Source organism: Aliiroseovarius halocynthiae (assembly GCF_007004645.1).
GTDB classification, from domain to species: domain Bacteria; phylum Pseudomonadota; class Alphaproteobacteria; order Rhodobacterales; family Rhodobacteraceae; genus Aliiroseovarius; species Aliiroseovarius halocynthiae.
Genome location: NZ_ML660019.1, coordinates 982,102 through 1,008,197, shown reverse-complemented (window position 1 = coordinate 1,008,197; position 26,096 = coordinate 982,102). Strand labels below are relative to the sequence as shown.

24 protein-coding genes are annotated in these 26,096 nt (G+C 56.9%); 7 read left to right on the top strand and 17 right to left on the bottom strand.

The features are described from left to right. The first annotated feature begins 60 nt into the window (after window positions 1-60). The 5 genes from FIL88_RS05045 to FIL88_RS05025 all read left to right on the top strand — a co-directional run bounded on the left by FIL88_RS05045 (window position 61) and on the right by FIL88_RS05025 (window position 3,628). Entirely contained in the window at window positions 61-582 is a 522-nt protein-coding gene (locus FIL88_RS05045) for an SspB family protein (RefSeq protein WP_142852698.1), read from the top strand. Window positions 583-660: 78 nt separating this feature from the next. Further along, entirely contained in the window at window positions 661-1,218 is a 558-nt protein-coding gene (locus tag FIL88_RS05040; protein ID WP_142852697.1) for a class I SAM-dependent methyltransferase, read from the top strand. A 115-nt stretch (window positions 1,219-1,333) separates the two neighbouring features. Further along, window positions 1,334-2,728, top strand: a complete 1,395-nt coding sequence (fumC, locus tag FIL88_RS05035) for a class II fumarate hydratase (RefSeq protein WP_142852696.1) — start codon at window positions 1,334-1,336, stop codon at window positions 2,726-2,728. After that, entirely contained in the window at window positions 2,728-2,907 is a 180-nt protein-coding gene (locus tag FIL88_RS05030) for a DUF4169 family protein (RefSeq protein ID WP_142852695.1), read from the top strand. Before fumC ends, FIL88_RS05030 begins: the two co-directional genes overlap by 1 nt. A gap of 493 nt (window positions 2,908-3,400) precedes the next feature. After that, window positions 3,401-3,628, top strand: coding sequence for a ribbon-helix-helix domain-containing protein (locus FIL88_RS05025; protein ID WP_142852694.1), 228 nt, complete (start codon window positions 3,401-3,403; stop codon window positions 3,626-3,628). A gap of 11 nt (window positions 3,629-3,639) precedes the next feature. On the opposite strand, the gene FIL88_RS05020 is transcribed toward FIL88_RS05025, so the two are convergent. From FIL88_RS05020 to FIL88_RS05005, 4 genes are all read right to left on the bottom strand, one after another. Then, window positions 3,640-3,882, bottom strand: a complete 243-nt coding sequence (locus FIL88_RS05020) for a hypothetical protein (protein ID WP_142852693.1) — start codon at window positions 3,880-3,882, stop codon at window positions 3,640-3,642. Window positions 3,883-4,006: 124 nt separating this feature from the next. Beyond that, complete coding sequence (locus tag FIL88_RS05015) at window positions 4,007-5,392, bottom strand: cytochrome P450 (protein ID WP_142852692.1); 1,386 nt, start codon at window positions 5,390-5,392, stop codon at window positions 4,007-4,009. Beyond that, on the bottom strand, window positions 5,389-6,633 hold the full coding sequence (locus tag FIL88_RS05010; protein ID WP_142852691.1) for a hypothetical protein: 1,245 nt from the start codon (window positions 6,631-6,633) through the stop codon (window positions 5,389-5,391). The genes FIL88_RS05015 and FIL88_RS05010 overlap by 4 nt, the downstream gene beginning before the upstream one ends. A gap of 81 nt (window positions 6,634-6,714) precedes the next feature. Beyond that, on the bottom strand, window positions 6,715-7,467 hold the full coding sequence (locus tag FIL88_RS05005; protein ID WP_142853453.1) for a cytochrome c biogenesis CcdA family protein: 753 nt from the start codon (window positions 7,465-7,467) through the stop codon (window positions 6,715-6,717). Window positions 7,468-7,584: 117 nt separating this feature from the next. On the opposite strand from FIL88_RS05005, the gene FIL88_RS05000 reads away from it, so the two are divergent. After that, window positions 7,585-7,821 carry a sulfurtransferase TusA family protein gene (locus FIL88_RS05000; RefSeq protein WP_142852690.1) on the top strand — a complete coding sequence of 79 codons (237 nt, stop codon included), beginning with the start codon at window positions 7,585-7,587 and terminating at the stop codon, window positions 7,819-7,821. Window positions 7,822-7,882: 61 nt separating this feature from the next. Here the strand turns inward: FIL88_RS05000 and FIL88_RS04995 are convergent, their stop codons facing one another. Together FIL88_RS04995 and FIL88_RS04990 are read right to left on the bottom strand one after the other, a co-directional pair. Continuing rightward, window positions 7,883-10,804, bottom strand: a complete 2,922-nt coding sequence (locus tag FIL88_RS04995; RefSeq protein ID WP_142852689.1) for an Rne/Rng family ribonuclease — start codon at window positions 10,802-10,804, stop codon at window positions 7,883-7,885. A 578-nt stretch (window positions 10,805-11,382) separates the two neighbouring features. Next, window positions 11,383-13,917: a penicillin-binding protein 1A gene (locus tag FIL88_RS04990; RefSeq protein ID WP_142852688.1), complete on the bottom strand. Its 2,535-nt coding sequence runs from the start codon at window positions 13,915-13,917 to the stop codon at window positions 11,383-11,385. 184 nt (window positions 13,918-14,101) lie between these two features. Between FIL88_RS04990 and FIL88_RS04985 the strand changes: the two genes are divergently transcribed. Then, window positions 14,102-15,928, top strand: coding sequence for a M3 family oligoendopeptidase (locus tag FIL88_RS04985; RefSeq protein WP_142852687.1), 1,827 nt, complete (start codon window positions 14,102-14,104; stop codon window positions 15,926-15,928). A gap of 76 nt (window positions 15,929-16,004) precedes the next feature. Here the strand turns inward: FIL88_RS04985 and FIL88_RS04980 are convergent, their stop codons facing one another. The 11 genes from FIL88_RS04980 to FIL88_RS04930 form a co-directional block, all read right to left on the bottom strand. Next, window positions 16,005-17,126: a serine/threonine protein kinase gene (locus tag FIL88_RS04980; RefSeq protein WP_142852686.1), complete on the bottom strand. Its 1,122-nt coding sequence runs from the start codon at window positions 17,124-17,126 to the stop codon at window positions 16,005-16,007. A gap of 190 nt (window positions 17,127-17,316) precedes the next feature. Beyond that, window positions 17,317-18,012, bottom strand: coding sequence for an SMI1/KNR4 family protein (locus FIL88_RS04975; protein ID WP_142852685.1), 696 nt, complete (start codon window positions 18,010-18,012; stop codon window positions 17,317-17,319). A 39-nt stretch (window positions 18,013-18,051) separates the two neighbouring features. Next, a complete protein-coding gene (locus FIL88_RS04970) occupies window positions 18,052-18,321 on the bottom strand; it encodes a DksA/TraR family C4-type zinc finger protein (protein ID WP_142852684.1) in 270 nt (89 codons plus the stop codon). 57 nt (window positions 18,322-18,378) lie between these two features. After that, complete coding sequence (locus FIL88_RS04965) at window positions 18,379-18,681, bottom strand: hypothetical protein (RefSeq protein WP_142852683.1); 303 nt, start codon at window positions 18,679-18,681, stop codon at window positions 18,379-18,381. Window positions 18,682-18,852: 171 nt separating this feature from the next. Beyond that, window positions 18,853-20,496, bottom strand: a complete 1,644-nt coding sequence (locus FIL88_RS04960) for an LTA synthase family protein (protein ID WP_142852682.1) — start codon at window positions 20,494-20,496, stop codon at window positions 18,853-18,855. 64 nt (window positions 20,497-20,560) lie between these two features. Next, window positions 20,561-21,028: a transcription antitermination factor NusB gene (gene nusB, locus FIL88_RS04955; protein ID WP_142852681.1), complete on the bottom strand. Its 468-nt coding sequence runs from the start codon at window positions 21,026-21,028 to the stop codon at window positions 20,561-20,563. Continuing rightward, on the bottom strand, window positions 21,025-21,576 hold the full coding sequence (locus FIL88_RS04950) for a 6,7-dimethyl-8-ribityllumazine synthase (RefSeq protein WP_142852680.1): 552 nt from the start codon (window positions 21,574-21,576) through the stop codon (window positions 21,025-21,027). Before FIL88_RS04950 ends, nusB begins: the two co-directional genes overlap by 4 nt. Window positions 21,577-21,579: 3 nt before the next feature. Beyond that, complete coding sequence (ribB, locus tag FIL88_RS04945; protein WP_142852679.1) at window positions 21,580-22,710, bottom strand: 3,4-dihydroxy-2-butanone-4-phosphate synthase; 1,131 nt, start codon at window positions 22,708-22,710, stop codon at window positions 21,580-21,582. Window positions 22,711-22,861: 151 nt separating this feature from the next. Further along, the gene (locus FIL88_RS04940) at window positions 22,862-23,959 is read right to left on the bottom strand and encodes a Hint domain-containing protein (protein ID WP_142852678.1); all 1,098 of its coding nucleotides are present in this window, start codon (window positions 23,957-23,959) and stop codon (window positions 22,862-22,864) included. Window positions 23,960-24,266: 307 nt separating this feature from the next. Further along, the gene (locus tag FIL88_RS04935) at window positions 24,267-25,232 is read right to left on the bottom strand and encodes an MBL fold metallo-hydrolase (protein ID WP_142852677.1); all 966 of its coding nucleotides are present in this window, start codon (window positions 25,230-25,232) and stop codon (window positions 24,267-24,269) included. A gap of 82 nt (window positions 25,233-25,314) precedes the next feature. Then, on the bottom strand, window positions 25,315-25,908 hold the full coding sequence (locus FIL88_RS04930) for a riboflavin synthase (RefSeq protein ID WP_142852676.1): 594 nt from the start codon (window positions 25,906-25,908) through the stop codon (window positions 25,315-25,317). Window positions 25,909-26,096 lie beyond the last annotated feature (188 nt).

Below are 26,096 nucleotides of genomic sequence, written 5' to 3'. Positions count from 1 at the left end.
CCGTCTTCCCTTCGCTGCATCCACCCCCTATTCTGACCCAAAGCGCAGGAGGATCCCCGCATGTCCGACCAGATCGATTATGGCAATCTGATGCATGACGCCATGCGCAGTCTGATCCAAAAGGTTCTGGATGACGTGTCCCTAAATGGATTACCGGGCGAGCATCATTTCTTCATCAATTTCGACACGCATCATGAAGATGTCGAAATCGCCGATTGGATGCATGACCGGTTTCCCGACGACATGACCATCGTGTTGCAACATTGGTTCGAAAATCTGGACGTGCGGGACGACGGCTTTTCGGTCACCCTGAATTTCGGTGACGTTCCAGAAACGCTTTATGTGCCCTACGACGCGATTCGCACTTTTGTGGATCCCTCGGTCGAATTCGGCCTGCGGTTTGAACTTCAGGAAGAGCACCACCCTGATCTGCATGTGGCTGGGGATGAGGACCTTTTGGCTGAAGAAGAACAGCCGGTGACTGACCCCGAGCATGATGACACTGAGGCCGGATTTGCCGAGGATGTTGAGGAACAGCACCAAGACGCCGAGATCGTCAGTCTGGACAGCTTCCGCAAATAGTGCGGTTTCCGTCCGCGCGCCACACAGCCGTTACATTCCCCCGACAGACTGGGCAAAATGTAAGCTTCGGAGGCTGTGATGGCGGCAAATATCTCTCTTTTTCTTGGTCAAATGCTGCGTCGCCCGACGCAGGTGGTGGCAATAGCACCCTCGTCGGCCGCAGTCGCACGTAAGATGACCGAGGGCTTGGAAAACTCGACCGGCCCAGTGGTGGAAATTGGGCCGGGCACAGGCAGCTTCACCCGCGCCATTCTGAAACGAGGCGTCGCCCCCGAACGCCTGACATTGCTGGAAACCAACCCGGAATTCTGCAAAGCCTTGGCACGGGATTTTCCGGGCGTCACCGTCCTGAACCGTCCGGCACAGGACATCCGGGATCTTGGGCTACGTGACATCGGCGCAGTCATTTCGGGCGTTCCCGTTCTTGCCCGCCCCCAGATCCAACGCGAAGTTGTGGGGCGCGCCTTCGATGTCATGTCCCCCACTGGGTTCTTTACGCAAATCACTTATGCGCCCAACAGCCCGATCTCAGAGGAGATGCAGATTGAGCTGGGGATCTTCGCCCACCATCGCGGTGTCGTGTGGAACAACCTGCCCCCCGCACGCGTCTACGAGTTCCGCCGCCAGACCCATTAAGCAAAAATACGCTTGGGATACCGCCAACGTTAGCGGTATCCCACGGTATACACGATTGAACTTTGCGCCCGTTCCGCTATGAAGAACGCGGTATTTTTGACAAAGGCGCAAAGACATGACCCAGACCCGCACCGAATCCGACAGCTTTGGCCCGCTCGAGGTTCCTTCCGACAAGTATTGGGGCGCTCAGACGCAGCGTTCGATCATGAACTTCCCCATCGGTTGGGAAAAACAGCCCGTCGCCATCGTGCGCGCGCTTGGCGTGATCAAGCAAGCCTGTGCCGAAGCCAACAAAGCCTCGGGCGCGATGAACGCTGACATCGCGGATGCGGTCATTCAAGCCGCCAGTGAAGTGGTTGCCGGCAAGTTCGACGACAACTTCCCGCTGGTGGTCTGGCAGACCGGTTCGGGCACCCAGTCGAACATGAACGCCAACGAGGTCATCGCCAACCGCGCGATTGAAATTATGGGCGGCGTCATCGGATCGAAAGATCCGGTGCACCCGAACGATCACTGCAACATGGGTCAGTCGTCGAACGACACTTTCCCGACTGCTATGCACATCGCCACCGCCATGTCGGTCCGTGACGTGCTGCTGCCCGGTCTGGAGAAGCTCCTGAAAGGTCTTGAGGCCAAGGAAGAAGAATTCAAAGACATCATCAAGATCGGCCGTACGCATACGCAGGACGCGACGCCTTTGACATTGGGTCAGGAGTTCTCGGGTTACGCCCACATGATCCGTCAGGGCATCGCCCGCGTGAAATCCACCCTACCCGGCATCTATGAACTGGCCCAAGGCGGTACAGCTGTTGGCACTGGCCTGAACACCAAAATAGGCTGGGGCGAAGAAGTCGCTGCCAATATGGCACGCATTACCGACCTGCCTTTCGTCACCGCCCCCAACAAGTTCGAAGCCCTGTCAGCCCATGACGCCATGGTCTTCATGTCAGGTGCTTTGGCAACCGTTGCTGGCAGCTGCTACAAGATCGCCAATGACATCCGTTTCTTGGGCTCCGGCCCACGCTCGGGTCTGGGCGAGCTAATACTGCCGGAAAACGAACCCGGTTCGTCGATCATGCCGGGCAAAGTGAACCCGACGCAGGCCGAGGCGCTGACTCAGGTCGCTGCCCACGTCATGGGCAACAATGCTGCGATGACCTTCGCCGGGTCGCAAGGCCACTTTGAACTCAACGTCTATAACCCGATGATGAGCTATAACCTTCTGCAGTCGATCCAGCTTCTGGGCGACGCCACCGACAGCTTCACCGAGCGTATGCTGAACGGCATCAAAGCCAACGAGCCGCGCATCGACAAGCTGATGAAGGAAAGCCTGATGCTGGTCACAGCACTTGCCCCCACCATCGGCTATGACAACGCAACCAAAGTGGCCAAGACCGCGCACAAGAATGGCACCACCCTGAAGGAAGAGGCCATCGCCCTTGGCTTCGTGGATGAAGAGACCTTCGACGCTGTGGTCCGTCCAGAACAGATGATCGGCCCGAAAGCCTGATGGAAAAGCCGGTCAACCTGAACCGGTATCGAAAAGGCAAAGCGCGGGCCGAAAAGAAGGCCCGCGCAGACAATAATGCCGTGACATTTGGGCGGACCAAGGCCCAGAAAGACGCAGAAAAGTCCGACGCGGCGCGCGTAAAGCGCCTGTTCGACGGCCATAAACAGGATCGAGATTGATGGGGCGCCGTTCGATCGGCATCATCACCTTCATGATCACGGCTCTCGCTACTGGGATCTGTTTGAACTTTCTGTTTGCTTCGGTGTCCATCCATTGCGAAGTGCCGGACGCAAAAATCCCCTACTATAAATCCTACGGGAATTTCTGGAACTTCCTAGAAAGTCACAATCCCAGAGGTTGGACCAACAACTATATCTACTACCCTCCGCTATTCCTGAACGCGGTCATTTTTGGTGTTCCTATCTGTTTTGTGCTCTTGTGGTTCGTCAACCGGCTTGGACTTAGTAAAAGAGCAACAATAACGATCCTAACCGCTGCGAGCTTGCCCCCGATCGTCGTTTCGGTTTTCATCCTTGCAGTCTCTCTTACCCATCGAACACACGGATACATTGGAAATTGGAGCTGGCCATCTCTGCCACAATGGACCGAAAAGGGGTCCTGCACCCAAACGGTTGACCGCAAGAACTGGTTCATATTCAGGGAATCCCTACTTTGACACATCGTCCGCAAAAACACTCACTCACCCTGCATGGACACCGCACTTCCGTGTCCTTGGAGCCCGAGTTCTGGAAAGCGTTTCAAGAGATCGCAGCCGCCCGGGGAATGCCCCTAAATGCCTTAGCTGCCGAGATTGATAACGCGCGCGGGGTGGATCGTGGGCTGGCGTCGGCCATTCGCGTCTATGTATTGGAATACACCAAAACGCACGCCAAAAGTTGACCGGGTTGTTGTCAGTTTTTCAAGATGAGGGGAACAGCTGTGTTACGGCTCTTTTGGGGGGCCTGCGATTTCGGCCCCTTGCTACGCCGTTTTCGGCGCAATTCATCTTCGAAGATCCCCTCAATCTCTTCACGCGAGATCGTTTCGTCCTCAACGCGCTTATGCCGCTGGACACCAAAGACGCGCCAGGTCGGCAGTGCCATGCGATAGCTAAGCTTCTTGCGCAACGTCGGTTTGCCCAAATTTGACATCATCACATTCCCCAATGTGTTTCCCCTAGTGGGCAACATATTGGATCAGTTGACGTAAGCGTAAACGGGGAAAAGCGGCCCGCTTGTCACCGGACACGCACGTCATCCAGCAAGGGTTTGTTTTAAACTAATTTTCCAGATTCTTCCGAGGGAATACTGACAGCCAGATCCCCGATTTTCCGCGCACAGTCAGGTGCGCGACGGGCATCGCGGGACGTTTTTCGACCAACTCGAACCGAAAGGCGCGCACCAGCATCGACAGGATCAAAGGCCCCTCGATCATCGCAAAGCCCGCCCCCGGGCACACCCTTTGCCCGGCCGAGAACGGCATATAGGCATCGCGCAGGCAGTCTTTGCCATTCGGGGTTTGGAACCGCTCGGGATCGAATTCGTCGGGCCTGTCCCACAACCGTTCATGCCGGTGAAGATGCCAAGGGCTAAGCACAATCTGGCTTCCGACGGGAACCTTGCGGGCCCGGAATTCCTCGGGGCAGGTGGTTTCGCGCACCATCATGGGGACAGGTGGATACAGGCGCATCGTCTCGCGAAACACATCGCGCGACAGGCGCAGCTTGGACATAACCGAGAAATAGACCTTCTCGGGGTCGATGTGGTCCTGCGCTTCTTTTGCGACCCGATCCTGCCATTCGGGATGCATCGCCAGCAAATACAGTGCCCAGGCCAGGGCCGAGGCACTGGTTTCGTGCCCGGCCAGAAAGAAGATGGCAACCTGATCGACCATCTCATCCGTGTCAAAACACGCCCCCGTCTTCGGGTCCGGGGTGGTCATGATCTTGGTGGCCAGATCATCCGGCGCGGTTCCCGCCTGAATGGCGCGCATGCGGTCCTGCGTCAGCTGCTGGATCAACCCGCGGATGACCTTGGCCGTACGCTTGGTGTCGCGCTTGTGAAAGCGCGGGACCCATTTGGGCAGAGGCAGAAATGCCCCAAGGTTCAACACGGGCTGGGCGCGCTGGTGGTTCTTGAATTCGTCGAATACACGCCCCGCAACCTTGTGTTCGATGGGGATCGAGAACAGCGTGCGAAATATCACATCGGCGGCAGCGTGGCTGGTATGGCCTTCGATCTCGACCGGCTGGCCTGTGGCGTGCGCGTCAAACCGTTCCACCGCTGCAGTGGCCGCGTCCCACATGGCAGGAAACACCTCGCGCAGGCGTCCGCCTTCAAAGGCCGGGTCAATGATACGGCGCTGCCGTTTCCAAACCTCGCCATTTGTCACGAAAACTGAGTTACCCAACAGCGGGGCCAGCCCCTCGCGGATCCGATCGGATTTCGGGAAGTCGTCCGGGCGCTTTTTCAGCACCAGATCCACAAGTTCCGGGTCGTTGCACATATAACTGCGAAAAAACGGGGTCCGAAACTCGGCCATCCACGCGCGGTACAACCGGGCGGGCTGGGCCGACAAGATGTCTTTGCGAAAAAGCTTCGCATAGCGCCACAGCGACACCCGTCCGGGGCGCGAGGGCGGTTTGGGTGGCAACGGGTCCGTCATGACACCATTGATGTGTATTTCGAGGCCGGGACGTCAATGCGGCTTTTCGACGGATTGCGATCCCTATACCGATCCCGAAGCGTTTTCGGCCCGGCGGTGATCTGGAAATAGTCGTAGTCCCGTGGGCGATCAAAGGCGCAGAGATACTGGAAATGCAGTCGGAAAAATCGCCAGCGCAGCGCGGCCCAGCGTTCGGGGCTAAGGCTTTGGGTGAAGGCCGCAGAGAAAACCAGCGGCCAGCGCTTACCTTGCCCTGGTGCAACGCCTGACACAGACACAGGATCGCACAGCGCAAAGGCGCAGCCATCCCCCGGCGCAGTTACGTCCACCCACGCAATCTGGTTCTGTTGGCTCAGCAAATGCAAATCCCGTCTTAGACGCCCTGCTTTGGGCAGGAAGCTGACCATCGGGACAACTTGGCCGAGGGTTAGGAAGTTCAGCTGCGGGCCACCCGTCGGCACTCTGCCCTGCGCCAGAAGATCCGACAGGATCGACACGCCCAGATGCGCACCCGAGCTGTGACCGATCACAAGCACTTCGTCGACATCAGTGGTCAGTGCGTCGGCAATCTGGCTACCAAACTGGGCCATCCTTGCCTCAAGCGCAGGTGGGTTCGCCCCCTTAGTTGACGCGGAATAGCTATAGTCATGCATCAAATAGTAAATGAACAGCTTGTTGTCGATCTTGCGAAACCACACCAGCAGTGCAGTTACAACGGCTAGCGCAACCGCCCAGCCCAAAACGCGCCCCAGAAGCAGAGAAACCTCGCCCACGACCCATTGTGTCAGCCCGCCAAGGATACAGCCGACGATTACCGCCAGCAACAGCTGCAAGACCAGTGCCACCACCGGATAGAGCGCAGCAATCACCGGCCCCTTGCGCAACCACATCAACCGGCGAAGCGCGCCCGTGCTGATATAGGTCCACGCGGTACGGGCCATCATCAGATAGGTTTGGGCAATGTTCAGGTTCATGCTGTCGCGAACAATGTCGGACCAAACCAGAACGTCAAATTCGGCCTCGACTTCATGACCACCAATCCGACCCAACACTTGCCAGCCATAGGTCGCCGCGCCTTGGCGTCCGATCAGGTCCAGCTCATAGTCCGAGATCTCGGCCTGCGTGGCCCCTTCCTTGCGGTAAAGCTCGCGATAGCGGCGCGGGTGAATCGGGTCGTAGCCGGGGATGTAAAACACCCGGCGGCGGCGCACGATCTTCGATGTCTCGGCGTGGTTACTCATCTGCCCGGCCTGTGTTTTGAGGCAGGTTAAACCGGATTGATTAAGGACATAACCCCCGGCATGCAGAATTCGCAGCTTGGGTCAGCCCAACGTGGCCATAGCCGGGAACATTTCCAGCAGCCAGTACGAAAAGCGCGAGAAACCACCGGTCAGCATCAACAGCCCGATGGTCCAGAGCAGCAGCCCCATGATCCGCTCGATCCGTTCCATGTTGCGCTTCATGAAGGCCATAAGGCCACCAAGACGCGTAAAGAAGGCTGCAAACAGCAGAAATGGAATACCCAGGCCGATCGCATAGACGGCCAACAGAACTGTGCCCCGCACAACCGATCCTTCGCTCGCTGCGAGGGCCAGAATGGCCCCCAGTTGCGGTCCAATGCAGGGCGTCCACCCAAAGGCAAAGGCCAGCCCAAGCAGATAAGCCCCAAAAGCACTGCCGCCCTGATCGCCTGCATCCAAACGCGCCTCGCGGTTCAGAAACGGGATCGAAATCACGCCCAGAAAATGCGCGCCAAAGATCATGACGACCACACCAGCAATTCCCGCAAAGAGCGTTTGATTGGACAGAAACACCGCACCGAAAGCCGAAGCAGCAAAACCAAGGAACAGAAATACCGTCGACAGCCCGAGAACAAAAAACAGCGCCGTCAGAAACACTTTTCCCCGACCCGATTCACCTTCGTTCATTTCTGACATGCTGATGCCGGACATATAGGCCAGATAAGGCGGCACGATGGGCAGCACACAGGGGCTGAGGAAGCTCAAGATGCCCGCGAAAAACGCGATGGTCAGAGCGGGCACAAGGCTTGCGTCGATAAGTTCAATTCCAAACATAACACCCGACATAGCGCGGGTTCAGCGCGGCGTCACCTGCCGCTTTGTCACATCTGCGCGACAAGTTGCGATCACGCAATGGATGGACAGAGATTTCCGCAGGGATTATGCAAAACTATGACCTATGATGACGATCTGGATGCCATTGGGCTGCTCTGCCCCCTGCCCGTTCTAAAAGCCCGCAAGCGCTTGAAATCGCTTGAGAAGGGTCAAATTCTGCGCCTACAGGCCACTGACCCCGCAGCCGTGATCGACGTGCCGCATTTCTGCGCTGAACAGGGACACGAGTTTGTCGGGCAGGATGAGACATCAGGCCCGGACGGCGTGACCTATTACTTCATCAAACACAAGTGAATGAAGCGCAAAACAAAAAAAGCCGGGCACGATGCCCGGCTTTTTCGTTTTGTGCCTTCGATTAGCGGTTCAGCGACCACCACCCTTTGCGCTTGGGCTTGGGCGGCTCGTCCGGTGCGACCTCGGCCACTGGTGCAGGCTCGGGTGCGGCGGTCGGCGCTTCAGCGACGGCGGCCTCTACCGGGACCGGTGCAGGTTCCGCAACGGGGGCCTCGGCAGGTTCAGATACAGCTTCTTCTGCGACCGGTTCAGCCTTTTTACGCGGCGCGCGTTTGCGCGCAGGCTTTTTCGGCTTCTCTTCCTCAGCCGGGGCCTCTTCCGTCTTGGCGTCTGCCTCAACCTCGGCCGGCGCTTCGTCCGCCTTCGGCTTTTTCGCGCGACTGGCCCGCTTGCGCTTGGGCTTTTCCTCTTTTGCCTCTTCGGAAGCTTCCGGCTTTGCCTCGTCGGACGCCTCGGCCTCGGCGGCTTTCGCGTCTTCCTCGGCCTTCGCCTTTGATGTCCGGCGCTTGCGCACTGGCTTCTTGGGCTTTTCTTCCTCAGCAGCGGCTTCGGGATCTACAGATTCCGTCGAAACGGCATCAGCAGCGTCAACGTCCGCGGCAACCTCGTCCGTCTTCTTCTTACGCGACCGCGTGGCCCGCTTGCGCTTGGGCTTTTCTTCCGGTGCCTCGTCCGCAGCATCCTTGGGCGCGTCTTCAGCGCCCGAGGCGTCATCGGCTTTCGCATCAGCTTCCGAAGCAACCTCTTCGGCTTCTCCGTTCTCGGCCTGGCCATTCTCTTGCTGGTCATCCCCACCGCGACCGCGGCGACGACGACGGCGACGGCGGCGCTTCTTGGGCTTACCCTCGCCTTCGGCTTCCGGTGTCTCATCCGAGATCACCTCGGCCTCTTCAACATCGTCGATGTCTGCCATGATCGACGCATCAACAGACACAACCGGAGCCGCTTCGGGCACGATGCGCGTGGCAGTCTTGAACTTCTCGATCGTATAGTCCGGCGAGATCAGGAACGGATCTGCTTCGATCCGAACCGACATGCCATAGCGGGCTTCGATCTGCGCGATATGCTCGCGCTTGTTGTTCATCAGGAAGTTCACGATCCCGATGGGCGCTTTCACCAGAACCTCGCGCGAACGACGGCGTACGCCCTCTTCTTCCAGCTGACGCAAGATGTTCAGGGCAAGGTTGTCGTCCGAACGGATCAAGCCAGTGCCGTGACAATGGTTACAAGGCTGGGTCGTTGCCTCGATCATGCCGGGACGCAGACGCTGACGGCTCATCTCCATCAGACCAAAGCCCGAGATGCGGCCCACCTGAATGCGGGCGCGGTCGGTCTTCAGCTTGTCTTTCATCCGCTTTTCAACGGCGTTGTTGTTGCGACGTTCATCCATATCGATGAAATCGATGACGATCAGGCCCGCAAGGTCGCGCAGACGCAACTGACGCGCGACTTCTTCTGCGGCCTCAAGGTTGGTCTTCAGCGCGGTTTCCTCGATCGAGCCTTCTTTGGTGGCTCGGCCCGAGTTCACGTCGATCGCGACCAAGGCCTCGGTCACTCCGATTACGATATAGCCACCGGATTTAAGCTGAACCGTCGGGTTAAACATGCCCGACAGATAGCTTTCCACCTGATAGCGCGCGAACAGCGGCATCGCGTCTTGATAGTGTTTCACGTTCTTGGCGTGGGACGGCATGATCATTTTCATGAAGTCTTTGGCCACGCGATAGCCGGCCTCGCCTTCCACAAACACTTCGTCAATCTCACGCGAATACAGGTCGCGGATGGTGCGTTTGATCAGGTTGCCTTCTTCATAGATCTTCGCAGGCGCGATCGAGTTCAACGTCAGCTCGCGGATCTGTTCCCACAGGCGTTGCAGATACTCATAGTCGCGCTTGATCTCGGACTTGGTGCGCTTGGCACCTGCCGTGCGTACGATCAGGCCTGCCCCTTTGGGCACGTCGATCTCGGCAGCGATTTCTTTCAGCTTCTTACGGTCGGACGCATTGGTGATCTTGCGGCTGATCCCGCCACCACGCGCGGTGTTGGGCATCAGAACGCAATACCGGCCTGCCAAAGACAGATAGGTGGTCAGCGCAGCGCCTTTATTGCCGCGTTCTTCCTTCACAACCTGCACCAGAAGGATCTGGCGCACTTTGATCACTTCCTGGATCTTATAGCGCTTGGGACGCGGCTTGCGACGCGGGCGGATGTCGTCACTTGAATCGTCGTCCGCCACGCGTTCGATCTGGTCATCCTTCTCGGACGCTTCCAGCGGTTCGTCTTCGTCATCATCGCTGTCAGAATCAGAATCGGCCTCGTCTTCGTCCGATACGTGCTGGGCTTCTGCCGGGGCAACGTCTTCATCAGACTTTGTCGCGTCCGCTGCCGAAGCATCATCATCCGATGTTGTTTCAGCGTCAGCATCTTTGGCTGCATTGTCTTCTGCTTCGGTATCAGCAGCCTCAGCCGGTTCTTCCACCGGCGTATCCGCAACCAGATCCATTGGCGAATGGCCTTCATCGGCATTCGCCCCGCCTTCGTCCAGATCAATCACATCCATTCCATTGCTGGACTGGTCCAGCTCTTTGGTGGCGACCGCATCATCCGTCTTGGTCTCTTCCGCTTTGGAACGCGAGCGCGACCGGCGGCGACGGCGGGATTTGGGTTTATCTTCTTCGGCGGCCATTGCTTCTGCATAGGCACGCTCTTCTTCTAGCAGCGCTTCACGGTCTGCAACCGGAATCTGATAGTAATCCGGGTGGATTTCCGAAAAGGCCAGGAACCCGTGGCGGTTTCCGCCATAGTCTACAAACGCCGCCTGAAGCGACGGTTCGACCCGTGTTACTTTTGCCAGATAAATATTGCCAGCGAGCTGGCGTTTGTTCTCGGATTCAAAGTCGAATTCCTCAACCTTGTTTCCGTCGACCACCACAACCCGAGTTTCCTCGGCGTGGGTGGCGTCGATAAGCATCTTCTTTGCCATGTTGTCTTTCCGCACCCGGATCGCCGCGCTCGCCCCGGAGGACGCGCTTGAGGAAAGGGGTGACTTGTCAGGGCGAGCAGATGCGGGGGATGGGACAACAGCTGAAGGGGCGAATGCCCCTGTGCCTGTCCTTGCTCGATCCTCGCACGCATCATCGCGTTTCTTCTCCGGCCTCGTCTATCCTGTCCGGTTATCCCGGCGGTTCGCACGAAACCCATTTATGTACCCACCCTTTGCACCGCAAAGCGTCGGCGTATTTTCAGACGCCGGGGCAGATCGTTGTAAACCTGCTGCCGTGTCATCAATTTCCGGCTTCGGCGGCCAGCCGTCCTGCGGCTGCGTCCCGAAGCGCTTTTAGCCTGTCATGATGTGGTCTGCGGCATTTTCGGGCCGGCATCCGTCGCCATGACAGCGAAACTCTGTGATCGGAGTGCCTTTGGATAACGCATCTCCGTCCCCTGAACATAAGTGCTGAGGGGACGGAAAGACAATGGGCAAAATGCGTTTCTTTGCAGAAGTTTCATGCGCACCCCGTTTGGAGGTGCAAAAAACATTCTATTTAAGGTTGCTTTGACCGATCAGTACAGACCACCAGATGACAGCGATCCGAAATCGGCCTTGTCTGGCACAACGACGGTTTTCCCGGTCGAGGTCTTGACCTGTTCGCCCCCTGCTCCACCACGGTCGAACAACGGCAAGTTAGATCCCATCGCAAAGCCACCATCGAACATCACGCCGAACAGCGGCTCTTCGCCATCGCGGAAGTATTCAGCCACAACATGGTCGCCGCTGGCGTCGTTTGGAAGGCGCGCGCCCGAGAAACGGTCGATCTTGATGAAGTGTCCGCCTTGGGGCACATCAAAGCTTCCGCCGCCCAGCTGGTTCACCGCTTCTTTCATGAAGCGATTAAAGACCGGGCCACACATTCCGCCACCCGATGCGCCGGGCATGTGGCGCGGACGGTCATAACCGATATAGCAACCAGCCACGATGTTCGAGGTAAAGCCCACGAACCAGACATCACGAGAATCGTTGGTGGTTCCGGTTTTACCTGCTGTCGGCACCGGCAGGTTCACGGTGCGGCGGGCGGTACCACGCTGCACAACACCGCGCATCATCGAGGTCAGCTGATAAGCCGTGATCGCGTCCATCACACGCTCGCGGTCGCTTTCAATCCGGGGCTCGGCTCCGGCGGCCAGCACGGGCTCTTTACAATCTACACAGTCGCGGCGGTCGTGGCGATAAACCGTACGCCCCCAACGGTCCTGCACACGGTCAACCAATGTGGGCTCTACCCGTTCGCCACCATTGGCAAACATGGCATAGGCCGCAACCATCTTGAACAGAGTGGTCTCTTCCGACCCAAGCGAGTTCGCAAGGAACGGGTTCATCCGGTCATAGACACCAAAGCGTTCGGCATAGCCCGCTACGGTATCCATCCCAATTTCCTGCGCAAGACGTACGGTCATCAGGTTTCGTGATTGCTCGATCCCGGTACGCAACGGCGTCGGGCCATAGAACTGGTTCGAGGCGTTCTTCGGACGCCAGATCTTGCCACCACTTTCCACCTCGATCGGGGCGTCAATCACGATGGTCGCGGGCGAGAACCCGCTGTCCAAAGCAGCCGCATACACAAAGGGTTTAAAGCTTGATCCCGGCTGGCGTTGCGCCTGAGTTGCGCGGTTATAAACCGAATGCTGATAGCTGAACCCGCCCTGCATCGCGATCACACGACCAGTGTTCACGTCCATCGCCATGAACCCGCCCTGCACTTCCGGGATCTGGCGCAAGGTCCAGCGGATGAAGCTGCCATCAGCATCTTTCACCATGCGACGCACATGCACGACCTCGCCGATTTTCAGCAGGTCACCCGCCCCACGCGCACGACGGCCAAGACTGCCATCTTCATTCAAGCGGCGGGCCCATGTCGCATCTTTGGCCGGAACCCAGTGACCATCGCCGTCATCCTCGACGCCTTCAATACCGATCCGTGCGTTGCCGCCGCTGATTTCCAGCACAACAGCCGGATACCAGCCCTCGATATCCCGCGAAAACTTCGTATCAGCCAGCGCCTGCCGCCAGCCTGCTTCATCGCCCAGAACGCTTTCAGGCAATGTGACGCCGGTCGGGCGCCAAACGCCGCGACCACGGTCATATTCCTCTAGCCCTTGTCGCAGGCTTGCCGCAGCTATTTTTTGCAGATCCGGGTTCACCGTCGCTCGCACCGTAAGACCGCCAGTAAAGAACTCTTCCTCGCCGAAATCACGGCTCAACTGCCGACGGATCTCGTCCGAGAAATAGTCGCGATCCGGCAAAGCGGTGCGGAAGCCCTCGAAATCACCATTCTGAACCGAGCGGAGCGGCAATTCTTTTTCTGCCTCATAGACTGCCTGATCCAGATAACCGTTTTGATACATCTCACGCAGAACATAGTTGCGGCGCCCCAAAGCGGCCTCTTTGTTGCGCACCGGATGCAGCTTCGCGGGTTTCTTCGGAAGCGTCGCCAGATAAGCCGCCTCGTGCGGGGCCAGTTGATCAAGCGTCTTGTTAAAATAGGTCTGCGCCGCAGCGGTCACACCATACGAGTTCTGCCCCAAGAAAATCTCGTTCAGATACAAGGCCAGAATGTCATCCTTGGACAGAGTGCTTTCCAAACGCACAGACAGGATCAGCTCTTTGATCTTCCGCTCTGCCGAACGTTCGGACGATAGAAGGAAGTTCTTCACGACCTGCTGCGGAATGGTCGACGCCCCGCGCAAGGCCCCCCCCCGCGCCGCTTCAATGGCCGCCGCAGCGATCCCACGAGGGTCAAAACCAGCGTGGTTATAGAAATTCTTATCCTCAGCCGAAATGAAGGCATGCTTCACAAGATCCGGGATTTCATCGGCAGGTGCAAACAGGCGGCGCTCGCGTGCGAACTCATCCATCAATTGGCCCTCACCCGAATACACGCGGCTAATCGTGGCAGGCGTATAGTTCGCAAGCTGCTCGTGGCTGGGCAAGTCCCTGGAATACATCCAGAAAACGCCCCCGATGGCCAAGGCTGCCATGAAGATCGCAAGTGTGATGCCGGTAAAGACGGCACCGAAAATGCCAAGTACGAATCTGACCACGCCAAATGCTCCTACGGAAAGTCACCCTCCGTATAAAGGGACCACGAAGCGGGGTCAAAACCCCCAAGGGGGGAAATTCGGCCATATCCCGCCCCTTTCGCGCATGATCGCCAAGTCGTGACCGGCTGATTGCAACCGCGCACGCCACCCCCTATGTCTTGGGAAACCACATTCTGGAGGTCCCATGTTTTCCACCCTAACCCCTCAAATTCTGCGCGACGCCACGGCCGGTACGGGCGACACCCCGTTCGGGGACCTGCCGGAATGGGATCTGTCAGATCTGTACCCGTCTGAAGACGCACCCGAACTTGAGCGCGATCTGACGTGGTTGGAAAACGCCTGCGCTGATTTCGCCCAGACCTATCAGGGGAAACTGGCGGATCTGGACGCTGCGGGCATGCTGGATTGCGTGCTGGCCTATGAGAAGATCGAGATGATCGGCGGCCGCATCATGTCCTTCGCGGGACTGCGCTATTACCAAGAAACAACCGATGCGGACCGCGCGCAGTTCTTCCAGAACTGCCAAGAGCAAATCACCGTCTTCACCGCACCTTTGGTCTTCTTCTCGTTGGAAGTGAACCGGATTGACGACGCAGTGCTGGACAGCTGGTTCGCGGACAACGCAGATCTGGCCCGCTACAAGCCTGTCTTCGACCGCCTGCGTGCCATGCGCCCCTATCAGTTGTCAGACGAGCTGGAGCAGTTCCTGCATGACAAGTCCTCGGTTGGGGCATCGGCGTGGAACACTCTGTTTGATGAAACCGTTGCTGGGCTGATGTTCACAGTGAACGGCGAAGAGCGCGGGCTGGAAGCCACCGCCAACCTACTGACCGAACACGACCGCGCCACGCGTCAGGCTGCGTCAGAAGAGATCGCCCGCGTTCTGGGCGAAAACATCAAGATTTTCTCGCGTGTTCACAACACTTTGGCCAAGGAGAAGGCCATCGAGGATCAGTGGCGCAACATGCCCAGCCCGCAGACCGGACGTCACCTGTCCAACCACGTGGAACCCGAAGTGGTCGAGGCCCTGCGCAACGCGGTTGTCGACGCCTATCCGCGCTTGTCGCACCGCTATTACGAGTTGAAACGCAAATGGTTGGGTCTGGACCGGATGCAGGTTTGGGACCGCAACGCGCCACTTCCGATGGAAGACGACAAGCTTGTGAACTGGCCCGAGGCCGAGAAGATCGTCATGGACGCCTATGCCGATTTTGATCCACGCATGGCCGAAATCGCCAAACCCTTCTTCACTGATGGCTGGATCGATGCGGGCGTAAAACCCGGCAAAGCCCCCGGCGCTTTCGCTCACCCCACCGTCACTGATGCCCACCCTTACGTTATGCTGAACTATCTGGGCAAGCCGCGCGACGTGATGACCTTGGCGCACGAGCTGGGCCACGGCGTGCATCAGGTTCTGGCCGCCGAACAGGGCGAGATGCTGTCCTCGACCCCGCTGACGCTGGCCGAAACCGCATCCGTCTTTGGTGAAATGCTGACCTTCCGCAAACTTCTGTCCGAGGCAAAAACGCCCGAAGAAAAGAAAGTCATGCTGGCGGGCAAGGTCGAGGACATGATCAACACGGTCGTGCGCCAGATCGCCTTTTATGACTTCGAATGCAAACTGCACGACGCCCGCGCCGAGGGCGAACTGACCCCGGATGACATCAACGCTCTGTGGATGTCCGTTCAAGCCGAAAGCCTTGGCGAAGCCTTTGATTTCATGGAAGGGTATGAGACCTTTTGGTCCTATATCCCCCACTTCGTCCACTCGCCCTTCTACGTCTACGCCTATGCGTTCGGCGACGGCTTAGTGAACGCGCTTTACGCCGTTTACGAAGAAGGCGACGCTGACTTCCAAGAGAAGTATTTCGAGATGCTGAAAGCCGGTGGGTCAAAACACCACAAAGAACTTTTGGCCCCCTTCGGACTGGACGCCTCAGACCCCAACTTCTGGGCCAAAGGTCTGTCGATGATCGAAGGTTTCATTGACGAACTCGTAGCAATGGAGTGAGGCACGCAAAGGTGCATTCCCCCAAACAGAAAACCCGCGCCAAAAGCGCGGGTTACTTATTTTCCGAGTGCAGAACTTACTGCTTCGGGAAGTAATCCTCGCAATCCCCGTCGCGATACACGTCCGCCGTGCAGCAGTGCAGACCGCCACCAAACGCATAGGCGTCGCGCAGCTCGACTTCGACCACTTCCATGCCCAGCTCGTCCATCTGCTCGGCCTGATAGACCTCGGATTTCTCGACGCAGACAGTTTTCGGGTCCAGAACCAGAACGTTCATCGACAGCCAAGTCGACGAATAGCACAGCGGCGGCGGCGTGTTGTGCGCAGGTTGAGCGGCGTCCACGATCTCCCACCCGTTCTTTTCAAACATGCCGCGCTGCTCTTCTGGCAAACGGCGCTGCGGATTGTTCAGGATCAGGCCCGGACGCAGCGGTGTAAAAGTCGCGTCAATGTGGATCGGATACGGATCGCCCGGAAAATTCACCGTGTGCACGCGGTGATCGGGGAAGTGACGACGCAGCCATTCGATGCCCTTCAGGTTCGTGGTGAACCCGTGTTGCACGACCAGATCCTTGCCGAAACGCAGCACATCTGCAGCATCGAACAGAGGCTCTTCCTCGGTGGTGACAAAAAACTTCTCGGCGGCCCATTCCAGACGCTGGGCGTCGCCGATCTTCTCGGACAGGTAATCCGGATTGTAATCGGCGTCCGTCAGTCGCGGCTTGGGAGCCGCCTCGTGACGGAAATTCGGGTCTTCTTCCCAATATTGCTTCAACAGCGGGCGATAATTCAGATACTCGAACCAACGACAGCGATAAGACATGGTCGCTTCCAGCATCTCGTGTCCGACGGTCAACAACACGTCACGCGGCGGCATACAGCCGAACTGGCTGTCTGTGTGGAAATCGGGGGTGGCTACGGGCTGCGAATGGTCGATCGAGACGGGACGATCCACACGAACACTGCGCTTGCGCAGCTGATCGGCGAAGTTGTCCAAAAGCTCGTTCGCACGATCGATGGTTTCCTGCGGGCGACGGCCCCACTGGCCCCGCATATCGCTGTCTTCCGGCACTTTCGCATCCAGTGCAGGTTCTTCCGGCGGGATGTGACAGTCGTCGGCACGGCCCACGATCACATGGCGCAGCGTGTCCCATTCATTCCAGCTTTTGACTTCAGTTTTGTCCGGTGACCAAGCCATGGACGCCTCCTGTCTGGTGGGAGGCAAGGCGGGGCCTTCAATCTCCCGATTGAAAGTCCCGGCGTACAGGAGCGTGGTTAAGGAACCGGGGAGGATGCCCCGCAGCGACGCCATCGCCGTGTCCCAAAAGGCTTTTAGCACTACGAATTCTGTTATGGAAGTATTCGGGTTTTGTTTCTCTGCTTGAAACCTACCGCCTGAACATGTCGGCAATCTTGCCGCGAAGACCAGACGCTCGAGCCTGTTCACCTTTCTTTGCTTCCGCGATGGCTTCCCAAGTTTCTGTATCCCCCGGAAGCTGCTTAACATCCGACTTAATCCGTCCTTCAGCATCATATAAAGACAGCTGGCGTGGGATCTCGCTCTGAAGAAACTCTTCAATCGACGCCCATCGCGCGCCTAATAGATTCGCGTCGCGATGGTACATTTCCACCTCGCCAGTAGAGGCGAGGTAGAAGTGACCCTGCGAATGCCACTCGCCGTTCATCGCCCCAATCCCCAAATGCCCATTTGGAATATAGTTAGGGCGTTCATAGACGTTTTGATAGACGAGGCTAATCGGTTGCCCAATTCCCGGACCCGATGTGTAGGCCGACTGGAACGTCGTTCCATGCAAACTCAGCTTACCTAAACGCAGCCCATTCGTGTGCCTCAACAGTGCACGGTAAAGATCGGGAATGAAACGGTCACACTCCGCCTCAGCCGCTTGAATCCCATTGTCGTCCAAACCAGCATAAAAAGTGGCAAGATAAGCAAGAGGAGCGATACCGGGAACGTGGCCTGTCTTAAACGCACCATTCGCCCCGTCCATATACCCTAATGGGTCGAGCGCTTCTCGAACTTGTATGGTTAGTTTTTGGAACAACGCAGAAATGTCGTTTGTCATTGGGTTCTCGGAAAACTCAAATTATTGAAATTGATGGATTTACTTTAACTGGCTGTCTTTCGACCCGCGCCGATTGATCCCCGGGCGTTTCTTGAACGCCGCATCGCGTTCCTGCACACAATCGATGCACAGCTTCACACCGGGCACTGCTTCGCGGCGGGCTTGTGGGATTTCTTCTTCGCATTCTGCGCAATGAGTGAAGCTCTCGCCTACGGGCTGGGTCTTGGCCTTCATGCGGGCCAGCTCATCGGAAACCGACGCTTCAATCTGTTCGCTTACTGCGCCATCACGCGCCCAACCACCGGCCATGGGATCCCCTTCACTGACAGGTGATCATTACCGCAATCAGCCTGCCCTGCAAAATGCTCAGCGGTTGGCGGCCACTTTCACACGGGCAGGTTCGCCGGTGATCACCGGTTGACGTTTGCCGCCCTTTGGCGTGTCGTCACGCCCGCCCATCCGCATAATGACAAAGGCAAACTGGACGCCTGCAAAGACGATCCCGTTAAACATGAACAGCATCAAAACCGCAATCCACCCCATGTCCGAGGTCGAGATCAGGTGCCACAGATTGCCGATGTTCATGTAGAGCAGTGCAACCACGAAGGCAGCGGACAAACCGAAGCCAACAAGAACATTTTGGATGTATACACGGACGAGTTTTGGCATATTTTTCCCCTAATACACGACCAGCATTATTCCGATGCAAAAAGACATGAAAGCAGACATGGCGTCGCAGGTACAGGACATAAGCACAGCGTAGGTTGTTTCTCGTGCTTGCCTGGCCGCATGCTTAATTTCATAATCTGGGAAGTTCAGATTATACCCGATCAGGTCCGGCTACTCTTTCTCGCCATCACCTTCGTTGCGCCAGAGCCACTTAACGAACTTGACGTCCCGACGGAGTCGCTGTTGCGTGGTTAAACCATCCTCGCCGTCTGCAAAGGACTTTAGGTTAGAGAACAACGAAGTTCCAAGCCCGGCTTTTCGACCTTTCAATTGAAAACCCAGAGCTTCCAGGATGGACGGATAGACATCAAGCATGGTTCCAGGTTTGTCAGAAACAGTTCCCTCTTCGCCCGCATTCACAAACAACACAGTGTTCCGGCGCTCCAGTGTCTTTAATTGACCAATCGCACTGACATTTGGATGCGCCAAATGATCGGACATCACGACAAAAAGCGTCGATGGGTCTGCAACTTTACGTGCCTCTTTGATAAAGTCGCGCGCCAAACGGCCGGTACATTCCACTGCCAAAAGCACATCAGAAACGGCATCAGGCATACCATCGGAGCGGCAGACCTTGGACAGATAACCATATGGCCCGTGGGGACCAATTGTAAACAAAGACAGAGCATAGGGTGCATCAGCCTGTTCAAGCTCGCGAATGCGCGCAAGCCCGGCTTTAAAAACCTCGTCGTCATGAAATCCCCAAGGTCCGAAATCAGCTGCACCAAATGCCTTCAATCCCTGAAGATCTGTTACACGATCAAAGGAATGGCTATTCAGGAAGGCTTCGAAGCCGCCGAATACCGCGTTTGCTCCAAGCAGCATCTCAACCTGATAGCCATGTTTTGATAGAATATCCCCTAAGCATACACGGTCAGACATGAAGTCCAGATTCTTGTCGACCATAAGAAAAGTTGGTCGCACGCCACGGGGTGGTGTCGGATATCCACACTGCGATGCGACCAACCCTGCAACGCTCCAACCTGTCATTGGAAACTGACGAATATTCGAAAAACTGGTTGCTGTATCGCGCAAATCCGCAAGCGGCGCATATGCGTCCCCGAACATTGGGTTCTCATAGGTTGCCTCAAGCCCTTCAAGCAGGACAATCACAAGATTGCGTGGCGTATCAGGCTCGGCAGTGATGATCGGATCTGATGCAAATGAGCGAACGCCTTCGAGTTCAGCTTTCCCCCAGTAGCGAAATTTTTCACCTGCATATCGCGTGACTGGATTTAAGATCAAAAAAACCGTGGCCGCAATCAACAACAAAAAGTTGCCCCATCGCGACTGAGCAACAAACAGATAAATCGCATGCAGCAGAATGGCGATAAGAATAAGGGCCGCAATATGTGCCAAAACGGATGCGATGGTCACGCCGCCCTCAACACCTTCACCCCAATGAAAGATGACAGCGCTTACTGTAACCGGCCCAAAATACTGACGCAGAACCAACCAAGGGTAAAACAGACCTGCAAACACCCAGTAAATCACAGCAACTGGGCGCTTGATATGAGATCCTGATCGCGGCCGAAGATACAAAACCACTGAGTAGGCCAACAGAGCAACAAATGCGGTTGGAGCCAGAACTCGGCCACCATGAAGTTCGTGAAGCAATACGGCCCAACAACCAAGCGCAAGCAAACCAATCAGAATGGCAAAAAATGCAACGGACCTAGCCTGAAAGCTCGAGTTTTTCATTTCGCGAGATGAACACTGATCAAGGGATAAACGATAATCACCATCTACCCACAATAGGAAATCAATACAATAAATAACGAGAGTAAACTCGGATTATCCCACCGAAGGCCCCCCAATCTTAAAACGCCTCGGGCTTCGCCTCGCGGGCCATGTGATCCAGAACGGCGTTGGTGAACTTCGCCTCGTCCCCTTCCGGGAAGAAGGCTCGGGCCACATCCACATATTCGGTGATCACAACTTTGGGCGGGGCGGCGCCTTCAACCAGCTCAGCGCCCGCTGCACGGAACAAAGCGCGTAGCGTGGGATCGATGCGTGCGATCGGCCACTTCGCCACCAACGCGCGGTCGGTCATCTGGTCGATTTTTGCCTGATGGTTTACCGCATCGCTTACCAGCTTGCGAAACAAGCGGCTGTCGCCTTCGGCCATTGTGTAGTCGTCGAACTCTTCGCCAAAACGGTGATCTTCGAACTCGACCATCACACGGTCCATGGTCTGGGCCGCGGCCTCCATCTGAAACAACGCCTGCACCGCGAACAAGCGAGCAGCGGATTTCATCTTGCGTTTCTGATTGCCGGAAAGCGTCATGCGGTTGGGGTATCCTTCGTGTCACCAGCAAGCTTGATCGAATCCGTAAGTGTCTTGAACCCGACGCCCTTGCTTGAAGACGCCCATTTGCGCGAAAGCGCGACCAGATGCAAGGCCGCAGCGGCCGCTCCACCACCTTTATTTTGATCGTTCACGTCAGCACGCACTTCGGCCTGCGGGCGGTTTTCCACGGTCAGAATGCCATTACCGATGCACAGACCGTTCAGACCCATCAATTGAATGGCACGCGAACTGTCGTTGCAGACAGTTTCGTAATGCGTGGTTTCACCCCGGATCACACAGCCCAGCGCGACATAGCCATCGAAATTTGACAGGCGATCAGCCATGGCAATAGCGGTGGGCACCTCCAGCGCTCCAGGCACTTCGATCAGATCCCACGTCCCGCCAGCAGCCTCGATTTCAGCCTTGGCGCCGGCCACCAGATTGTCGGCAATGTCCTTATAGTACGGCGCGACGACGATCAGGATTTTCACCGGCTTATCAAAGCTGGGGCGGTCCAGAATATAATGCTGTTCTGCGGTGGCCATGGTTCAGTCCTTCTGAATGGGGCGAGTTCCCGTAATGGTCAGCCCATAGGCGTCCAGACCCACATAACGGGTTTCGGGGCTGTCGGTCAAAAGAACCATCTCGTTCAGGCCCAAAGTGGACAAAATTTGCGATCCGAGGCCGATCTGTCGCACGGTACGTGGACCTTCTTCTTCATCGGCGTGCAGCGTCTTGCGCGGCTCACGGAACAGGCACACAACGCCCCTGCCCTCGTCGGCAATGATCTGCATAGCACGGGGCAGCTCGTCTGCGGGTTTTGGGCCAAGACCCAACACATCCTGCGCTTCCTGAAGCGCGTGGGTGCGGACCAGAACGGGTTCATCGGTGGTGATGTCACCCTTGATCAGCACGACATGCTCAATCTCATGCGTCATGTCGGTGAAGATGCGCATCTCCCATTCGCCCCCGAATTCCGAGGTAATGCTCTCGCGCCCTGTCTCGCGCACCAGATTGTCATGGCGGCGGCGGTACGCGATCAGGTCCGAGATGGTGCCGATTTTCAGACCGTGTTTATTCGCAATTTCAACCAGCTCCGGCAGGCGTGCCATTGTGCCGTTTTCGTTCATAATCTCGCAGATCACGCCCGAGGGGTTGCGGCCTGCAAGGCGTGAGATGTCGACGGCAGCTTCAGTATGACCCGCCCGCACCAACACGCCACCATTGCGCGCGCGCAGCGGGAAAACATGGCCAGGTGTAGCGATCTCGGCCGGGCCATTTTCGGGGTTGATGGCGGTCGCGACAGTCAGCGCACGGTCGGCGGCAGAGATGCCGGTGGACACACCTTCGCGTGCTTCGATTGACACGGTGAATGCGGTTTCGTGGCGCGAGGAATTATGCGTTGCCATCATCGGCAAGCCCAACTCGTCAATGCGCCCCGCTTCCATCGGCAGGCAGATCAGCCCGCGCCCATAGGTCGCCATGAAGTTCACAGCCGCTGCATCACATGCATCAGCCGGAATGACGAAGTCACCCTCGTTCTCGCGGTCTTCGTGATCCACAAGGATATAGATCCGGCCTGCGCGCGCCTCGGCGATAATCTCTTCCGCCGTCGCGATGGCATCGGACAAACCGGCTTCGATTGGGCCAGGTGTTTCGTACGTGGTGCTTTCAGTCATAGCGCATTCCCCTAAAGCTCGAGGCTGAGTAACGCAGAGACGCCTTTATTGCCAGTCAAAACCCGGCAAGATTCCCCACGTCAGCGCCATATAATCGGCACGCTCGCCATGCAACGCGTCACACAACACAGTGTGTTTTCTACGTGGAACCTTAAACAGAGGCCGAGACGAATGTCTTCTTGTTCTTATCAAGGCGCGTGATGAATTCCCTCTGACGCCCGCCCGTTGGAATCTGGCGTGCTGAGCGCCGGTTTTCGGTACGTTCGGTCAGTTCCGGGAATAAGGTGAAGATTTCGTCTTTCGCTGCAGCGGGAAGACTGGTCAGCGCCTGAGCTCCAGTGTGCAGGCTTTCCGTCGGCGCGCCCTCGGCATAGATGATCTCGTGGTGGTCAAACAGCAAATGATAATAGGTCACAGATCCGGTCAACGGCTCAATCGCAATGTCGGGAAGACCCGTCAGCCTGACCGCGGCAATCAGCACCTCGGCCTCGCCGAACATACGCTTCGATAGTTGCGATACGGACAGCATACGATGCTGGCGCGACACCAACAGATCCCGGTTTGGCACCCCCTCGGACAACGCACCCGACTTAATCCGGATTGGCCGAAGCTTTTCGCTTTTCAGAAGAGTTTCCCGAGACAGCGTAGTTTTGCCGATCCACCGGATCGGCTGCAGGCCGCGATCCCGTGTGACAACCAAATCACCCTGAGACAGGTTTTCAATTGCAATCAACCCGCCCCCGGTCTCGATAAGTGTGCCGTCAACAAAGCAGGTGACATTTCCGATATCGCCCGTCGTCAGATACAGCCAACCATGCTGTTGATCAGGGTCAAAGTTTGTCAGCGTGATCTGGTCAAATGGCCCGGTGACGGTAACGGTTTCGGTGATGTTGGTGCCGAACGCCGCTTCGTATACAGCTGTAGTGCCGCTGGTCCCCGCGCTGAGGTTGGTAACAACAGGTGTGCCGTCTAGCGTTGACTGCACCTCTATCCGGTCATTGAAGCCGCCTTGGTACCCGTTGGAATTAAGATCGCCCACTGTGAAGGTTAGGTTCTCGACAGGTTTGGAAAAAGACAACGTAAACGAATCTGCGTCTGTATCCACAGCATCGTCACTGCGTACAATCCCGGACGGGTGGATATAGAAGTCACTGCTAAATGTGGCGGTCACAACAACCGTATCACCGTCTGCATCTGTGACAGTCTGCGACCCATTCGAAAGAAGCGTGGCAAAATTAATCGCAACCATTAAACCATCCAATCACCAGTTGGCGTGAAGCACGTCCCGGAGGCATCAAACACAACAGCCTACCCAGTGCTATACATCCAATTCGTTTCCAAATCGTGAGATATCTACCCAAACAGGCCTCTCGGTGCCAGTTAATCCTGCGATGCGCCCAGATTATGACAAAACGAAGAAGACTTCTGGCACACAGGCGTCTGAAGGCCGCGTTGCCACCGAAACGAAATTCAGCTTTTCAGGCGCGATCCATCGGGTGGCTGCGAGAGCATTGAGTAGCGCCTCATATCAGTGCGGTAAGACCAATATTCTACCGTCAAAAACGCCACAAAGCCGGGACGAATTGATATGCATCTCCATCGCGGCGCACGTGGCCGACGCCGGGGAACGGGAAATGATACCCCAGTACTGCGATGCGGTCCTTGGCGGCCATGTCCAGCAAGCGGTTGCGGGTCGCACCTGTTTGCGCGCCGTCAGCATCGCGGCCCGAGTACCATTCCGGGTGCGCGAAGTTCAGGATGGCGTGGGTCATGCAATCGCCCAGCGCGATCAGCTGCTGACCTTCGCTTTCCACTGCGACCGACATATGGCCCGGCGTGTGGCCCGGCGTGTCGATCAGGCGGATACCCGGCGCAATCTCGTGATTATTCGTCGCCAATGTCCATTCCAGTCCCTCGGTGTCGATCGAGTTCACCGCCCCCAACACGAACTGTTGGTCTTCAGGCGACACGCGGTCGACCAAACCATCTTGCATCCAATGCGTATGTTCGGCCTGCCCCATCACATATTCCGCGTCCGGGACGATGGGCTCGTCGAAATCGTCGCGAACGCCCCAAATATGATCGGGATGCGCGTGGGTAATTGCAACATGCGTGATGCCCATCGGGTCGATCCCAGCAGCTTCCAGATTGCCCATCAGCTGGCCCGTCGTATCAAACCAACGCGTCCCCGATCCGACATCAACCAAGACCTTGGCGTCGCCCAGTTCAATATACATGTGGTTGGTGTGGGAATACCCGACCTTAGGATCAATGTAATGCGCGGCCATGAAGGCCAGTTTTTCGTCCTCAGCGGCATTGATCGCTTGCCCGCCAAAGGGCAGCGTAAAATAGCCATCCGAGACGATGGTGATTTTCGCCTGCCCCAGCGTGAAACTGAAATGCGCCGGATTGCCGTCAGTTGGCGCCCCCAGCATAGCCCGCGCAGCGGAAGGCATGGCAAAGGCAGGTGCGACTGCAGCCAGTCGTAGCAGATCACGGCGCGTGGGGCGAATGAGGGGCATGGGCGATCTCCGTCAGAAAAGGATTTCGCCAATCATATGCCCACTTGCGAATATTTCAATCAGAGATCCCGTCAATCGGGTTTCAGGATTTCCCGTAATCCGCCAACCGGGCCACATAGCGCGCCAGCGTATCAATCTCGAGGTTCACACGGTCCCCGACTTGCGCCTGCCCCCAATTCGTCACCTCTTTGGTGTGCGAAATCAGGTTTACGCCGAATTCGTCGCCTTCGACCTCGTTCACGGTCAAAGATGTGCCGTTCAAAGAAACCGAGCCCTTAGGCGCAATGAAACGCGCCAAGTCCGATGGTGCGCGGAAACGTACGCGTGTGCTGTCGCCCTCGACCTGCATCGACACGATTTCGGCCACGCCATCCACGTGGCCAGACACGATATGACCGCCCAGTTCGTCACCCACTTTCAGTGCGCGCTCAAGATTCACATGACGGCCAACCGCCCAATCCCCAAGATTGGTTTTCGATACGGTTTCCGCCGAAATATCAACATCATACCAATTGTCACCCATAGCAACGACCGTCAGACACACACCGTCCGAAGCGATCGACGCCCCCAGATCAATCCCTGACGTGTCATAGGCTGTCGCGATCCGCGCCCGCATATCGCCTGATTGCTCCAGCACCTCGACACGGCCAATATCGGTGATGATCCCTGTAAACATGTCGCCTCCTGCTTCGGGTTGTTGGCCCTGATCTAGCGCAAACGCGGGCAAGTTTGAAGCCACGATAGCCCTTTCGCCATCCAAGATGATCATTTGTGTCGTTGCGGCGCTCGGTCCCGCCACTTGGCCCCAATTTTGCCGCAAGCCGTTGTTATTTCCCCTTTAACCAACCTCTTGTAGGTCTATAA

Coding starts and splice junctions, on each gene's coding strand:
- FIL88_RS04935 (WP_142852677.1), bottom strand. CDS start 25,232: ATGCCCCTCATTCGCCCCACGCGCCGTGATCTGCTACGACTGGCTGCA.
- FIL88_RS04940 (WP_142852678.1), bottom strand. CDS start 23,959: ATGGTTGCGATTAATTTTGCCACGCTTCTTTCGAATGGGTCGCAGACT.
- FIL88_RS05005 (WP_142853453.1), bottom strand. CDS start 7,467: ATGTTTGGAATTGAACTTATCGACGCAAGCCTTGTGCCCGCTCTGACC.
- FIL88_RS04930 (WP_142852676.1), bottom strand. CDS start 25,908: ATGTTTACAGGGATCATCACCGATATTGGCCGTGTCGAGGTGCTGGAG.
- FIL88_RS05040 (WP_142852697.1), top strand. CDS start 661: ATGGCGGCAAATATCTCTCTTTTTCTTGGTCAAATGCTGCGTCGCCCG.
- FIL88_RS05030 (WP_142852695.1), top strand. CDS start 2,728: ATGGAAAAGCCGGTCAACCTGAACCGGTATCGAAAAGGCAAAGCGCGG.
- fumC (WP_142852696.1), top strand. CDS start 1,334: ATGACCCAGACCCGCACCGAATCCGACAGCTTTGGCCCGCTCGAGGTT.
- FIL88_RS05015 (WP_142852692.1), bottom strand. CDS start 5,392: ATGACGGACCCGTTGCCACCCAAACCGCCCTCGCGCCCCGGACGGGTG.
- ribB (WP_142852679.1), bottom strand. CDS start 22,710: ATGACTGAAAGCACCACGTACGAAACACCTGGCCCAATCGAAGCCGGT.
- FIL88_RS04995 (WP_142852689.1), bottom strand. CDS start 10,804: ATGGCAAAGAAGATGCTTATCGACGCCACCCACGCCGAGGAAACTCGG.
- FIL88_RS04950 (WP_142852680.1), bottom strand. CDS start 21,576: ATGGCCACCGCAGAACAGCATTATATTCTGGACCGCCCCAGCTTTGAT.
- FIL88_RS04985 (WP_142852687.1), top strand. CDS start 14,102: ATGTTTTCCACCCTAACCCCTCAAATTCTGCGCGACGCCACGGCCGGT.
- FIL88_RS05020 (WP_142852693.1), bottom strand. CDS start 3,882: ATGATGTCAAATTTGGGCAAACCGACGTTGCGCAAGAAGCTTAGCTAT.
- FIL88_RS05045 (WP_142852698.1), top strand. CDS start 61: ATGTCCGACCAGATCGATTATGGCAATCTGATGCATGACGCCATGCGC.
- nusB (WP_142852681.1), bottom strand. CDS start 21,028: ATGACGCTTTCCGGCAATCAGAAACGCAAGATGAAATCCGCTGCTCGC.
- FIL88_RS04970 (WP_142852684.1), bottom strand. CDS start 18,321: ATGGCCGGTGGTTGGGCGCGTGATGGCGCAGTAAGCGAACAGATTGAA.
- FIL88_RS05010 (WP_142852691.1), bottom strand. CDS start 6,633: ATGAGTAACCACGCCGAGACATCGAAGATCGTGCGCCGCCGCCGGGTG.
- FIL88_RS04980 (WP_142852686.1), bottom strand. CDS start 17,126: ATGGCTTGGTCACCGGACAAAACTGAAGTCAAAAGCTGGAATGAATGG.
- FIL88_RS05000 (WP_142852690.1), top strand. CDS start 7,585: ATGACCTATGATGACGATCTGGATGCCATTGGGCTGCTCTGCCCCCTG.
- FIL88_RS04965 (WP_142852683.1), bottom strand. CDS start 18,681: ATGCCAAAACTCGTCCGTGTATACATCCAAAATGTTCTTGTTGGCTTC.
- FIL88_RS04975 (WP_142852685.1), bottom strand. CDS start 18,012: ATGACAAACGACATTTCTGCGTTGTTCCAAAAACTAACCATACAAGTT.